This is a genomic window from Haloferax gibbonsii (assembly GCF_001190965.1).
Taxonomy (GTDB): domain Archaea; phylum Halobacteriota; class Halobacteria; order Halobacteriales; family Haloferacaceae; genus Haloferax; species Haloferax gibbonsii.
The window spans coordinates 514,934-528,965 of the sequence record NZ_CP011947.1 but is presented as its reverse complement, the minus strand read 5'-3'; the positions used below and the strand labels follow the sequence as shown (position 1 = coordinate 528,965).

Genomic DNA, 14,032 nt, shown 5'->3' with positions numbered 1-14,032 from the left:
AACGCGCGTTTTCACCGACCATGACAGACGATATCCAACTCGTAGAACTGAGCGCAGTCATCGAGCCGACCGACGACGACCACGAGCGAGCCGACGAACCGAGCGACAACGACTCCAGCTCCAGCCGACGCCGCCGCCTCCTTTGGGTCGCGCTCGGCGTGACGGCCGCCGTGCTCCTCGGACTGGGCGTGGTCGCGGTCGTCGCTCCGGAATCGGTCGAGGCGGTCATCACGACGAACCTCGGTCTCTTGGGGCTGATGCCCGCACTCCGCCCGCGCTTGTGGGCGCTCCGACGGACCGTTCTGAGGGTGGTCCCGTTCAGGACGACCCGAGGCGAACCACCGGACCGCCAGCCCGAGGGTGCGCCTTCGCTCGGTGGGGTGGACGACGCGGACGACGCGGACGATGCGAACGACCCAGACGGCGAGACGAGCCCGGACGGCTCGGACCTCTCGGACGCGGACGACGCTCGTGGCGCGAGCGACCCGCCGTCGATTTCGGTGAGCCGCCTCTCCGACGAGCGGGACGTGTCCGTCATCGTCGACCACCTCATGCGCGCGTCGGACTCGCGGCCGCTCCCGGACGCGTTCGGCGTCGTCTCGCCCATCAAGCGCCCGCTGGCGTCGACGCTCGAAGGCATCCCCCGCGAACTCGGCGTTCACTGTCGGGACGTGAGTCCCGTTCTCGTCGGGACCGCGAACAACGAGACGACCGTCGAGCGACTCGGCCGGACGTACGAGCTACTGCTCGTGGTCACCCCGGACCACGAGGCCGTCCTCTCGGACGTGCTCCGGTACCTCCCGGCGCTGATTCGGACTGACGGGATTTCCGGCGTCGGTTCCGTCCGCACCGTGACGCTCCCGGCGGCGGAGCGACCCGGAACCGAACGCGAGAGTCAGGGGACGCTGAAGGCACTCCGCGGACACAAAGGGGAGCCTCGGCACCCGATGGCCCGGACCGAACCGGACTTCATCACCGCGTCGGCACCGTCCGAGTGGACCGGCCCCGTCCGGTCGGTGCTGTCCGACTACGCGCCGGTCATCGAGGTCGTCGAGTGGGACCGCCCCGCGATTCACGTCGCGGGGTTCGTGTTCGCGTCGGCGGTCGACCTCCCCGACCACGTGACCGCGTCGGGCGACGACTCTCCGGGGCACGCGCCGTCCGGTGACTCGTCGTCGTCCGACGCCGACGGGCCGCCGACCGGGAGCGGCGGGTCGACACCGACGAGACGTTCGGTCCCCGCTGGCGAGTCGACGCCCACCTCGCCGCCCGATTCCGACGGGCCGCCGAGTACCGACGCTTCGCCCGAGTCGTCGGGTGAGGGCCCTCCGCAGTCGCCCGAGACGGACGAGAAGGCGGTGCCCCGCGACGGGACGACCCCGCAGACCACACCGGACGGCGGCCGCGCGTCGGGCGGGTCCACCCTGCCCCGTTCGTCGCAGTCGCCGCCGCAAACTGGAGGGGATGCGCCCGAGGAGGAGGCACCGGAGACTGGTTCGGAACCAGATGACTCGACGACCGGGCCGGAGCCCGACCAAGACGGATCGAACCGGACGAATCGCGGGTCCGATTCGACCCCGGCAAAAGACGATTCGAGTCCGGGCGCTGGGAGTTCGGGGACTGATTCCGACGACGACCAGTCCGACGCGGAGGGCGAGGGAGACACTCGTGGAGGCGAAGCCGGCGGCGGCGACGGTGCTGGCGGCGCTGGCGGCGCTCCCGACGCGGGAGACGACGCGTCATCGAGCGAAAGCGCGGCGTCGGACGAATCGCCCCCTGCGTCGGGCTCCGCGGAAGCGACGCCCGAGAGCCGGCCGGCCGCCCCTGAGAGCGGACCGAATCGCTCCTCGTCGGACGGAGCGCCGAGCGGTCGGGGGCCGTCCGGTGGCGGGGAGTCGCAGACGACACCGGAGCCCGAGACGACGCTCCCGGCAGAGTTTCCGGTCCCGGCGGGGACGACCCCGGACGACGGCGCGGGCAGTCCGCCGAGCGGTGACGGCTCGGAGTCGCCGTCGTCGGAAGCGACGCCGACCCGGCCCGAGGGGTCGTCAGCGTCGCCGTCGTCGACGCCGGAGACGCCCGCGGACGATATCGACGCCGGCGCGGGAATCGTTCCGTTCGGCGACGCGCCCGCGTCGAGCGACCCCTCGGTCGTCGACGTGACGGAGCACGTGCTGAACGAACTGACGTTTCAGGCCACCGCGACGCCGGGCCGTGAAGTCTACTCGACGGTGTACGCCGACGAGCACGGTCTGATTCGCCACCACCACGCCATCGACCACCCGGACTTCCTCCGGAGTCGCACGGACTCCATCTCGTTCACCTCGGAGTTCTTCTCGCACCTCCGGCGACTGGCCAGCCTCCACAGGGACATCGACCACCGCCTGGCCGGCGGCGCGCACTCCCACCCGGTGAGCGGGCGACCGCTCCAGAGCGGCGCGGACAAGCGGTTCGTCCGGAAGGTCTGGCGGAACACCCGAAACACCTCGTTCATCGTCGGCGTGACCGAAGGCGAGGGGCCGGACGAGTGGACCATCACGGACGACGGCCGCGAGGTCCGCCGCCAGTCCAACGACCACCTCGTGCGAATCCGCGCCTTCTCGGGGCGAAACGAGCCGAAGCGGATTCGGCTCCATCAGAACATGGGTCAGTAGTCGCGCAGTAGGCGCCGAATAATATACATTTTGATACTTTTAGTTAAATATATTATTTTGAGTATTTCTCAGCACTGAAGTCGAATATCGGCGCGGCCACGAGAAAACACGGCAAGAACGCCCATAGCTGGAGAATACGACTAGATACTATCTATAGTGGTCGATGTATTCGAATCCAATGTCAGAGAAAGAGAAAATTGGCGTAGAGCGCGGTATTGAACATCCTGACCCCAATAGGAGGCGTGCACCTATCAGGTGAAAATTCAGAAAACGCTGTCTTGGTGACTCAGATCTATCTATTTTCAGTACATAAAAGTATTCTGTTAGAATGGGTGCGAACGCATGTGGCACTGTGTGTTCGAACGTGCGCCGAACGACGCCACTGGTCGATTCAACCGACTCAGTACGACAGCGTCCACTCGCGGTCGATGAGCCAGGCGTCGAGCTTTCCGAGCGGGTCCTCGTCGACGTGCGTGCCGTGACTCACGAGGACCCGTTCGATGTCGTAGTCGAACAGTTTGACGAGGTTTCGCTCGGCTTCCTCGTGGCTCAGGTCGTTGAACTGCGCCGCGGGCGGGACGAGGAACCCCGGCGGGAGCCCGCGACGGTCCGACCCCTCCAAGACGTCACCGGCGATGAAGACGCCCTCGTCTTCCAAGAGCAGCCCGCTGTTCGCGACCGTGTGCCCCGGGACCTGTACGATTCGAATCCCGCCGTCGAGCACGTCGTCGTGGCGGAAGTGCCGGTCGGCCTCGACGTCGAGCGCGTCGTAAAAGCCCTTCGCGCCGCCGGGGACGAGGAGTTCGGGGTCGAACGCGTCTACCACGGCGGGCGTCCCGCCGAAGTGTCCCTCGTCGCCGTGGGTGATGACGAGCCGGTCGACGCCGCCGAACGCCGAGTCCAGCACGGACACCAACTCGTCGCCGTCGTCCGGAAACGCCGCGTCGACCAGCGTGGTCGTTCCGGACGGTCGGTCTTCGAGGACGAACACGCGGACGTGGTCGAACTGTACCGTGTACACTCCATCTGCGACTGCTGTTACCGTCATGTACGGTCGAGGCTACGGGGAGTTGCGGTAAAAAGGGGGACGCGCGTTCTCAGGGGCGTGTAACGGGTGGACGGGAAACGGCCCCGAGCGTCGACGGCCCGCGGAGCGAACGTCCCGGAAAACGGCTATTCCTGCGCGACGAGCGTCGAGACGACCGGACACGACGCGTTCAGGAGAATCGACTGAGCGACGCTTCCGAACAGCATCTTCCCCGTGCGCGAGCGGCGTCGCGGGCTCACCACGATGTAGCTCGCGTCCTGTTCGTCGGCGTACTCGGTGACCTCGTCGGCCGGGTCGCCGACGAGTCCCACCGTCTCGTACGGGACGGACAGTCCCGACACGGCGTCTTCGGCCATCTCGGCGGCGGCGGACCGAATCTCCGCCATGTCCTTCGGCTTCTCGGCCTGCGCGCTCGTCAGCCCGAGGTCGACGAACTCCGAGCGAGTCAACGCGTGGACGACGTGGACCGGTTCGTCGAACGCCGCCGCTAGCGATGCGGCTTCCGCGACAACGTGTGATGAGCGACCTGACCGGTCGACTGCTGCAACAACGACCATACCAGCGTGTACCACGGAGAGATATAATATCGTTTCGCCGAATCTCGTTCGGAGCAACCGCGTCGACGCGGCTCGCGGTCCCGACGGTCGTCCTCCGCCCACGGGTTCGCCCGGCGAGCAGTATCTGAGTTCAACGATGTCGTAATACGGGTCGGAATCGGCGAGTTTCGTTACAGTTGTACTGTTGTAATTCCGATGCCAGACGGGAGAAAAATACCCCTGTATTTCAACATCCTCAAAACTGAGGGCGAGTCGAGCGGTACGCTCCGCTCTCGACGAAGGTACGACAGAGAGATGCGGAAGCGAGCGGGCCGAAACCCTGCCAGCCGCGGCAGGGGCTCAGCGAGGCGACGGGAGCGCAGCGCGGTTCGTGGACAGTCGGCGACGCGAGACGGCGCTCGACGGAACGCGCGTGCCGCGAGAAAAGAAAATCGGACGAGGTCTGAACGCGGTGCTACGCGCGAATCGAGCGGACGGCGGGCAGCGCAATCGCGCCCAGGCCGAGCAGGATGATGACGAGGGCGATGGGGCTCGTGAGGAAGATGCTCGGCGAGCCGCCCGAGAGGACGAGCGACCGGCGGAGGTTCTCCTCCGCGATGGGGGCGAGGATGAGCCCGAGCACCATGGGTGCCAACGGGTACCCCCGGAGCCGCATCGCGTACCCCAACACGCCCGCGCCGAGCATAATCCACGCGTCGAAGACGTTGCCACGGAGGGCGATGGCTCCGATGACACACAGCACGAGGATGACGGGCCAGATGTGGGACTTCGGGATGTTGATGAGGCGCGCCCAGTAGTTCGCGCCGAGCAGGCCGAAGATGAGGATGAACACGTAGATGAGGAGGAACCCGACGAAGATGGTGTACAGCAACACCGGCTCTTCTTGGTACAGGCCCGGCCCGGGGTTCACGTCGTGGACCAACAGCGCGCCGATGAGGATGGCGGAGACGGAGTCGCCCGGAATCCCGAGCGTCAGCGTCGGAATCAGCGCGCCGCCGGTGCTCGCGTTGTTCCCGGACTCGGCGGCCGCGACGCCGCGGACGTTCCCCTCGCCGAACGACGGGATGCTGTCTTTGAGCCAGCGGGTGGCCTCGTTGTACGTGATGAACGCGGCGATGTCGCCGCCAGCGCCGGGAATCGCGCCGATGAACGACCCGAGAACGCCCGAACCGACGCTGACCGGTGCGATGGACCGCAGGTCAGAAAGCGAGGGGAACACGCCGGATATCTCCTGGTCGACGCGGTCGTTCCCGCTGTTGATGCCCTGCGAGTACTTGCGGAGTCCCTCGGCGATGCCGAAGAGGCCAATCATGACGGCGATGAACTCGACGCCCGTGAGCAGTTCGGGGATGTCGAACGTGAAGCGGTGGAAGCCGGTCACGGGGTCGATACCGACCGTCGCGACGAGCATCCCGAGCAGGCCCGAGACCATCCCCTTCGTGAGCGAGTCGCCGCTCACGCTGGCGATGATTGTCAACCCGAAGAAGGCGAGCGCGAAGAACTCCGGCGACCGGAACCGGAGGGCGGCGTCGGCGATGACCGGCGAGAAGAACATCAGCGCGAAGACGCTGATGACGCCGCCGACGAACGACGCGATGGTGCTCACGCGAATCGCGCGGCCCGCCTCGCCCTTCTGGGAGAGCGGATAACCGTCGAAGATGGTCGCCGCCGCCGACGGGGTGCCCGGCGTGCGGATGAGAATCGCCGGAATCGACCCCGCGTAGACCGCGCCGCCGTAGATGCCCAACAGGAGAATCATCCCCTGACTCGGCTCCATCGTGAAGGTGAACGACAGCAGGACCGCGATGGTCATCGTCGCGGTCATCCCCGGAATCGACCCCATGAGGATGCCGAGGAAGATACCCCCGATCATCAGCAGGAGGACGAACGGGTCGGCGAGGTTGACGAGCGCCTGCGAGATGTACTCAACCACCATCAGAAGGTCACCACCAGCGGGAGCTGCGGCAGCAGCCGCGACACCGGGATGACGCCCTCAGGCAGGCGCACGAGGAAAATCCGGCCGAAGATGTAGAATAGCGCGACCGGGAACCCGATCGACAGCGCCACGACGAGGAGCTTCGAGCGGATGTCCGAGTAGTAGAGGACGACCGGCATGAACAGCATGGTCGACACGAGGAACCCTAAAAGCGGCATCAACAGGACGTACCCGACGAGGAAGGCCGCGACGACGGCGGCGGGTCCGAAGTCGAACTCCGACATTTCGAGTTCCGTGTCGGAGCCCGTCAGCACGTCGATAGCGGCGAAGAAGATGATGCCGACCGACACCGCAATCGGGAAGAACGACGGCCCGACGCCGTCACCCGACGGGAACTGGCTCGCAAAGAAGATGACGACGACCGAAAACAGGATAAAGAGGACTGACAGCGGACTTGAACGAACACTCTCCAAGCCGATTCTATCAAGGACGGCCCCGACTTTCTGAATCACCATTATTTTTTCTGCCTCGTGGTATGATACCAAGCAATCGTTCGTAATAAACATATTGGTCTTTACGAGCCCGTTCGGGGCTGAAAGTCACGATTTCGACACGAAAGCCGCAGGCGGCCGAGTCGATTGTCCAGTCGCGCCTCGGGTTGGCCGTCGAGAGTGGACGACTGCACAACGAGAGCGGTTGCAACGGCCGGCCGGTACATTCACGCGTTCGACATGTCTACGGGCGACAACGCCGCGTTTCGCGGCCATCGATAGAATTAACCAGCGCTGCGAACTACCGTTCCACCGGAATGAGTGTTAGCAACGTCACCGAGGGTATCGACCAGATTCAGTTCGAACACGTCCGGGTGCTCGTGTTGAAGGACACGCCGACGGGGAAGACGACGCTCGTGGACACCGGCTTCGACGAGGACGGCGACGAACTCGTCGAGCTTCTGGAACGGGAGTACGGCGGCGTCGACCGCGTCATCATCACCCACGGCGACCACGGCCACCACGGCGGCCTCCCGTCGGTGATGGAGGCGTTCGACCCCGAACTCCTCGCGTCGGCCAACGAGTCGAAGCTCCACGAGGCCATCGACTACGAGCCGGACGTGACGTTCACCGACGGCGACGTGCTCGACGGAAACATCCGCGTCATCGAGGTGCCGGGGCACACGAAGGCGACCTCGGCGCTCCTGCTCGAAGACCGCGGCATCCTCATCTCCGGGGACGCCCTCGACGGGGCCGACCGCGCGGGCCTCCCGGCGGGCTACCTCCTCCCGCCGCCGGCGCTGTTCAACGACGACCACGAGGCCGCCGAAATCAACCTCTACGACCTGCTCCAGTACGACTTCGAGACGCTGCTCGTCTTCCACGGGTCGCACGTCTTCGAGGACCCGAAGGGCAAACTCGACGACTTCCTCGTCGAGCGCGAGTGGGACCCCCGTCCGGAGTGACCCCGACCCGCCGAACCGAGCGGCGTTGACGGCGTCACATCCTCGATAGCCGACTCCGCGGCATGCTTTTCCGACCGTCGACCCCGAGCGGCCGCGCCGTAAACGGCGTCCGACCGAGACACGAACGAGTGACGTGACAGACGAGCGAGGTGGTGAGTGACCTGCGTCTGAGAAAAACCGCGGTCGAGAGATGAATCGCTGAGGAGAGTCGGCTGCGAACGAGACGGAACTGGTCGCGTCAGTCTCGAAGGACCGAAACGTCGAACACCGGCTTGCAGGTCTCGCCGGCGAGGAACGCCTCGAAGGCGTCTTCGGACTCGGTGAGCCGGAAGCGGTCGTCGAGGAACGTGGCGTGGTCAACGTCGCCCGAGCCGATGAGTCGGAACGCCCGCTCGAAGTCCTCGAAGGTCGCACCGTAGGTACACTGGAGGTCGACCTCGGCGCGGACGAGCGGCGTGAACTCCATCGTGGTCTCGCCGGTCTGGCCGACGAGGACGATTTGGCCGCCCTTGCGGACCTGCTCGACGGCCATCGGCAGTCCCGACGGGTGGCCCGTCGTGTCGAACACCACGTCGAAGCCGACGCCGCCGGTCAGGTCGCGCTGGGTGGCGGTCAGGTCGTCTTCCTCGATGTTGACCGCGGGGTAGCCGAGTTCCTCCGCGAGCGGCAGTCGGTAGTTCGTGTCTCGACCGACGCCCGCGACGACGACCTCCGCGCCCTGCGAGGCGGCCACCTGCGCGCAGAGCAACCCGATGGGGCCGGGGCCGGCGACGAGCACTCGGTCGCCCGCCTCGACGCGGGAGTTCCGGAGGACCGCGCGCGTGCAAATCGCCGTCGGCTCGACGAGCGCCGCGTGCTTCGGGTCGACGTTCGAGGGTACGGACTGGAGCGCCGACTCGGGAACGGCGATGTACTCGGCGTACGCGCCGTCGTGGTCGATACCGGTCAGTTCCGCGTCCTGACAGATGCTCTCCTCACCGATTTGGCACTGGAAACACTCGCCGCAGCCGCGAATCGGTCGCTCGACCACGCGCTCACCGACGGAAAACCGGGTTGCGTCGTCGCCGCGCTCGACCACGCGACCGGTGTACTCGTGACCGATGATGGTCGGCATGGTCATCCGCTCGAAGGCGGACTTGAACTTGTAGATTCCCGCGTCGCTCCCGCAGAGCCCGGCGTAGTCGATTTCGATGAGGACCTCGTCCGACGCCGGCTCGGGTGTCTCGACGTCGACGAGTTCCATAGCTCCGGGCTCTCGGCTCGTTTTGGCTAACCCGCGCATACATCTCCTTGAATACCGCCGGGGTATAAATCTACGCTCTTGGGGGAGAAGCTTGCGGGCGGAAGCCGGCCAGACGTGCGCGAGCGTCCCGCCACGCGCCCGCTCGCCTCGGCGCTCGCGGACCTCGCGGGCGCACAGAAGCGAAGCACTGCGCCGACTCCGCTGGCCTCGCGTCATATTCAGAGGGACCGCAATGCTTATTGTATGGATTGTTCAAACATTCGGGTACAATGGGAGACGATACCATTAGCAATCGGAGTGGACGCAGCACGCTGAACAGACGGAACTTCATCAAGGCAGCCGGCGTCGGCGGCGTGGCGCTGTCTGCCGGTTGTCTCGGCAGTCTCTCCGGACAGCAGGAGTGGCCCTCTCGGCCGGTCGAAGTCATCTCCCCCTGGTCGGCCGGAGGCGGGGCCGACCGGACCAGCCGCGCGGTCGCCGACGCGGCCGAGAACCACACCGAGGTCTCGTGGAACGTCAGCAACCAGACCGGCGGCTCCGGCTCGGTCGGGATGAACGCGGCGGCCAACGCCGAGCCCGACGGGCACACCATCGGCTGTACGGCCCCCGAAATCGCGCTGTTCGAGCACCTCGGTATCGCCGACCTCAGCCCCGACGACATCACGCCCATCATGCAGTACACCGAGTTCCCCGCGGCGCTCGTCGTCAGCGAGGACGCCGAGTTCTCCACGCTCGACGAGTGGATCAACTACGGGAAGGACAACACCCTGCAGATGGCGAACTCCGGCTTCGGCTCGTCGTGGCACATGGCCGCGGCGGGTATCGCCAGCGAGGCCGGCGTCAACGTCGAACACATCTCCTACGAGGGTGCCGCGCCGGCCATGACGGCCGTCGTGAACGGCGAGGTGGACTGTACCGCGGTCGGCGCGGCGGAAGTCGCCCCGCAGGTCCAAGACGGCGGACTGACCGCCCTCGGCGTGGCGTTCGACCAGCAGGTCGACGCGCTCCCGAACACGCCGACGCTCGCCAACCAGGGCCTCGACATCTCCATCGGCTCGTGGCTCGCGCACTTCGCGCCCGCCGGCATCGACGACGAGCTGAAGCAGGAGCTCGCCGACGTGTACAGCGCCGTCTACGAGGACGACTCGTTCGTGGAGTTCATGGAGAACAACGACTTCATTCGCGTCGAACGCGGCCCCGACGAGCTCGCTGACTTCCTCGACCAGCAGTACGAGTTCTACGGCAACCTCGTCGACGAACTCGGCATCGAAAAGCAGTAACGCCGCAGTCGAATTCCGAGCCCCGCGACCGACTGACTCCCCACGCGACACGTACCTGCGCCCTTCTCCCTTTCGGACCCGCGTCACCGCGAGCGACGGCCGTACCGACCGGACCGGACCCGCGACGCGCGCCGCGAACCGCACGCGTTCGACCGACCGATAGTTTAACGTGAATCGTCCGCATCAGGTCGGGTATGCACACGATAGAGCCCGACGTAGAGCGACCGGACCGCGAACTCGTCGAGGCGTTCGAAGAGATTCCGAGCACCATCGTCTCCGACGTGACCGGTAACATCGGACTGACCATGGACGCCGGCCTCCGGCCCGCCTACGAGGGCGTCGAGATGGCGGGCACCGCGGTCACGGTGAAGGCCGCCCCGGGCGACAACCTCATCATCCACAAGGCAATCACGCTGACCGAGCCCGGCGACGTGCTCATCATCGACTGCGACGGCTACACCGACACCGGCCACGTCGGCGAACTGATGTGCACCTCCTGTCAGGCGAACGGCCTCGCCGGGCTGGTCATCGACGGCGCGTACCGCGACAGCCGGGAAATCGCCGAGATGGAGTTCCCGGTGTACGGCCGCGGCGTCAACCCGCAGGGACCGCTCAAGCAGGACCCCGGGTCCATCAACGTCACCGTCTCCGTCGGCGGCGTGAGCGTCGACCCCGGCGACATCGTCATCGGCGACGACGACGGACTGGCGGTCATCCCCCGCGAGGGGGCCGAAGAAGTCCTCGAACGCGCCCACGAGAAGCTCAGCGCCGAGGACTCCGTCCGCGAGGAAGTACTGGACGGCGAGTACCTCTACGAACTCAACGGCTACGACGAACTGTTCGAGAACCTGACCATCGTCGGTCCCGAAGACTCGATTCAGTAACGTCACCGAAGCCGCGGCGGACAGCGACCGCGACTGACCCGCGAAGTCCGCATCTCGACTGGCATGCCACCCGGCGACCCGCGTTTTTTTGCGAGCACCCGACCCGTAGCGAGCGACGCCTCGACCCGTGACGCCGGTGGCCGAAGCGTTCGCCCCTCGAAATCCAACATCGTTGAAACGAATCGGTGCTATTAGGGACGCGGTGGTCAATTGTCGAATCATGACGAACTCCACCGGGTCGGGCTCGCGGCGGATACAGAGCGTCGAACAGGCGTTCGACATCATCCGGTACCTCCGCGAGGTCGACGGCGCGACGCTGTCGGAGACCGCCGAGGACATGGAGATGCCGGTCAGCACGGCGCACATCCACCTGGCGACACTCGTGGACACCGACTACGTCGTCAAGGTCGGAAGCGAGTACCGCTGTAGCCTCCGCTTTCTCGAGATGGGCGGGGCGATGCGCGACGGGATGGCGCTGTACCGGGTCGCCAAGCCGGAACTCGACGAACTGAAAGAACAGACCGGCGAGCACACCAACGTGACGGTCGAGCAAAACGGGTTCGCCGTTCAGCTCTACAAGGCTCAGAGCCCGGAGTCCATCGACGACGACGCGCCGCTCGGCGACCACCTCTACCTCCACTCGACGGCGACGGGGAAGGCGATGCTCGCGGAGCGCTCGCGGGACGAGGTCGACCGAATCGTCGACCGCCGCGGTCTCCCCGCCTTGACCGACGACACCATCACCGACCGCGGGGCGCTCCACGAGGAACTCGCGGCGATTCGCGACCGGGGGTACTCCATCAACCGCGGCGAGCACTACCCCGGGGTCTGCGCCGTCGGGACCGCCATCGTCTCCGAGCCGGACGACGCCGTCGGCGCGATAAGCATCAGCGGTCCGATGAGCCGCATGGAGCCCGAGCGCATCGAGGAGGAACTCGCCCCGTCGCTTCTGAACAAGAAGAACATCATCGAGCTGAAAATAAAGCAGTACTGAGCCGGCGGCCTCACCGCCGTCGGTCGTGGCCGTCGCTCTCGGCGTCGGTCTCTCGTCGGCTCACTCGGGCGGGCTGTCCCACTCGGAGCCGTCGTCGGCCGGTTCGTAGTCGAGGACCGCCTTCGCGTGGTCGATATCGAACCAGCGGGCCTTGTTGCCGCTCACCGCGTAGAACGTGTCGTAGGTGACCGACTCGTCTTCGAGACAGCATTCGAGCAGGTGCGCGAAGTCCCGCTGGGAGGTCCACGTCGCTTTGAGCCGCTTGACCATCTCCTCGTACTCGGGGCTGCCGCGCTCCCACGAACCGGTCTGGGACTGGTCCCACACCTCGCCCTCCTCGACTTTGTGCTCGTCGCCGCGGTCGACGCCGCGCTCCGCGTCGCCGTAGGGATGGTCGTACCGCTCGGTCCGGACGCTCGAGATGCGAATCGAGTAGACCTGGCTCGGCGCGCCGTCGCGGCGGGCGTGCGTCCGGCAGATGTGCTCGCCGAACACCTTCGAGGCCCCGTAGTAGCCGTCCGGCTTCGGGAGCGTCTCGTGGGTGAGCCGGAAGGGGTCGTACCTGCTGGGGTAGTCTTCCTCGTAGAGGTCGGGCGCGAGGTCCTCTTCGTACAGGCCCATCACGCGCTGGGAGGAGGCGTAGATGAGCTTCTCGACGCCGGCGTCCTCCATCGCCTTGAGGACGTTGTACGTGCCCGTGATGTTCGGCTCGATGATGTCCTCGAAGGACGCGCCCGCGTCGGACTGCGCGGCGAGGTGGATGACGGCGTCCTGCCCGTCGAACGCCGGGCGAATCGCCTCGTAGTCCGCGATGTCGGCGACGAACGTCTCGTACTCCGGATGTTCGGTCCGGTCGAGATACGTGAACTCGTACTCGTCTCGTTCCGCGAGGTGGTTGAGAATCGCTTCGCCCGCCTCACCGAACGGACCCGTGACTAGGACTTGCTGCGTAACCATCGTTACTGAGGGATACGGAACTCCCCGATTTAAATCTTGGTGGCGTCGGTAAGTTCAGCCCGGTCGAACGAGCGACGCGCTGACCGTCCGGATTTCGACATCGTTGAAACAAATTCGGTCTGTAAGACCATGATAATTACAGATTTAGGATTGTAATCCATCGCGGGGAAACGGCGTCGTCTCCCGAGATTTCGCGGCTCTCGCGTCGTTACAACATTGTAGAAACGACGGTGTCAGCGACTGCGACTGGAGTTTCACGGGGACGACAGGAATCGCCGCGGAGCGCTCTCGAGGGAACTACTTTTATACGAGTGCTTGGTATCAAATCTCATGGGTGCGGACGCATACGCGTTAGCCGGAGTGACCGACACGCTGACCGAAGCGACGGCCGCGGAGGGCATCGCGGACTTCGTCGAGTTCCGGATGGACGGGGCGGACCGCCCGCTCGACGCGCTCGGCGAGTACGAGGGAGCGCTCCCGCTCGTCGTCTCCAACCGGCCGGAGTGGGCCGGCGGCACCGCCGGTGAGTCCGAGCGACTGGAGACGCTCGCGGCCGCCGCCGCGTTCGACGCCGTCGAGATGGTCGACGTGGAACTGCGGACGATTCGCGAGTGCGAGTGGCTTCGGGACGAACTGCGCGGACACGACGTCGAACTGATCGTCTCTCACTACGACCGCCGCGAGACACCTCAGAAATCAGAGCTAAATAGAATCATATCAGAGTGTAATACGTACGGGGACGTGGCGAAGCTCGTCGTGTTCGCCGAGGAGAAGACGGACTCGCTCTCGCTGTTGCAGTCGTTCAACGCCGCCTCCGAGAGGGGAGTGCGAGTCACCGGATACGCGTTGGGGGATATCGGCCGGCACACTCGCGTTATCGGCGTCTTTTACGGTGCGTCCATCGCCTACGCGCCCGTCGTCAGCGACGAGCGCGGCCCGAACGACATCGACCTCAGAAAACTGTCGAACCTGCTCGATTGGGTCGCTTCCGCGCGCTGAGGCCGTACTGCCGGTGTCGAACAC

Annotated in this window: 12 protein-coding genes; 6 read left to right on the top strand and 6 right to left on the bottom strand. The window is 65.8% G+C overall.

What is annotated here, in order from left to right; translation table 11 throughout:
• The first annotated feature begins 20 nt into the window (after positions 1 to 20).
• Positions 21 to 2,654, top strand: a complete 2,634-nt coding sequence (locus ABY42_RS02870; RefSeq protein WP_050458672.1) for a hypothetical protein — start codon at positions 21 to 23, stop codon at positions 2,652 to 2,654.
• A gap of 400 nt (positions 2,655 to 3,054) precedes the next feature.
• On the opposite strand, the gene ABY42_RS02865 is transcribed toward ABY42_RS02870, so the two are convergent.
• The 4 genes from ABY42_RS02865 to ABY42_RS02850 form a co-directional block, all read right to left on the bottom strand.
• Entirely contained in the window at positions 3,055 to 3,702 is a 648-nt protein-coding gene (locus ABY42_RS02865) for an MBL fold metallo-hydrolase (RefSeq protein WP_049904967.1), read from the bottom strand.
• 125 nt (positions 3,703 to 3,827) lie between these two features.
• Positions 3,828 to 4,259: a universal stress protein gene (locus ABY42_RS02860; protein WP_050458671.1), complete on the bottom strand. Its 432-nt coding sequence runs from the start codon at positions 4,257 to 4,259 to the stop codon at positions 3,828 to 3,830.
• A gap of 454 nt (positions 4,260 to 4,713) precedes the next feature.
• Complete coding sequence (locus ABY42_RS02855; protein ID WP_004973100.1) at positions 4,714 to 6,195, bottom strand: tripartite tricarboxylate transporter permease; 1,482 nt, start codon at positions 6,193 to 6,195, stop codon at positions 4,714 to 4,716.
• The gene (locus ABY42_RS02850) at positions 6,195 to 6,710 is read right to left on the bottom strand and encodes a tripartite tricarboxylate transporter TctB family protein (protein WP_050458670.1); all 516 of its coding nucleotides are present in this window, start codon (positions 6,708 to 6,710) and stop codon (positions 6,195 to 6,197) included. Before ABY42_RS02850 ends, ABY42_RS02855 begins: the two co-directional genes overlap by 1 nt.
• Positions 6,711 to 7,003: 293 nt before the next feature.
• Between ABY42_RS02850 and ABY42_RS02845 the strand changes: the two genes are divergently transcribed.
• A complete protein-coding gene (locus tag ABY42_RS02845) occupies positions 7,004 to 7,651 on the top strand; it encodes an MBL fold metallo-hydrolase (protein ID WP_004973102.1) in 648 nt (215 codons plus the stop codon).
• Positions 7,652 to 7,889: 238 nt separating this feature from the next.
• Here the strand turns inward: ABY42_RS02845 and ABY42_RS02840 are convergent, their stop codons facing one another.
• Positions 7,890 to 8,933 carry a zinc-dependent alcohol dehydrogenase gene (locus tag ABY42_RS02840; RefSeq protein WP_050458669.1) on the bottom strand — a complete coding sequence of 348 codons (1,044 nt, stop codon included), beginning with the start codon at positions 8,931 to 8,933 and terminating at the stop codon, positions 7,890 to 7,892.
• 230 nt (positions 8,934 to 9,163) lie between these two features.
• Here ABY42_RS02840 and ABY42_RS02835 point away from each other — a divergent pair, with 230 nt between their 5' ends.
• The 3 genes from ABY42_RS02835 to ABY42_RS02825 all read left to right on the top strand — a co-directional run bounded on the left by ABY42_RS02835 (position 9,164) and on the right by ABY42_RS02825 (position 12,052).
• On the top strand, positions 9,164 to 10,174 hold the full coding sequence (locus ABY42_RS02835) for a Bug family tripartite tricarboxylate transporter substrate binding protein (RefSeq protein ID WP_004973104.1): 1,011 nt from the start codon (positions 9,164 to 9,166) through the stop codon (positions 10,172 to 10,174).
• Between the two features lie 194 nt (positions 10,175 to 10,368).
• Positions 10,369 to 11,058 carry a 4-carboxy-4-hydroxy-2-oxoadipate aldolase/oxaloacetate decarboxylase gene (locus ABY42_RS02830; RefSeq protein ID WP_004973111.1) on the top strand — a complete coding sequence of 230 codons (690 nt, stop codon included), beginning with the start codon at positions 10,369 to 10,371 and terminating at the stop codon, positions 11,056 to 11,058.
• 220 nt (positions 11,059 to 11,278) lie between these two features.
• Positions 11,279 to 12,052 carry an IclR family transcriptional regulator gene (locus tag ABY42_RS02825; protein WP_004973112.1) on the top strand — a complete coding sequence of 258 codons (774 nt, stop codon included), beginning with the start codon at positions 11,279 to 11,281 and terminating at the stop codon, positions 12,050 to 12,052.
• 60 nt (positions 12,053 to 12,112) lie between these two features.
• Here ABY42_RS02825 and ABY42_RS02820 read toward each other — a convergent pair whose 3' ends face one another.
• The gene (locus tag ABY42_RS02820) at positions 12,113 to 13,009 is read right to left on the bottom strand and encodes an NAD-dependent epimerase/dehydratase family protein (protein ID WP_004973113.1); all 897 of its coding nucleotides are present in this window, start codon (positions 13,007 to 13,009) and stop codon (positions 12,113 to 12,115) included.
• 330 nt (positions 13,010 to 13,339) lie between these two features.
• Between ABY42_RS02820 and ABY42_RS02815 the strand changes: the two genes are divergently transcribed.
• Positions 13,340 to 14,008, top strand: coding sequence for a type I 3-dehydroquinate dehydratase (locus ABY42_RS02815; RefSeq protein ID WP_049904969.1), 669 nt, complete (start codon positions 13,340 to 13,342; stop codon positions 14,006 to 14,008).
• Positions 14,009 to 14,032 lie beyond the last annotated feature (24 nt).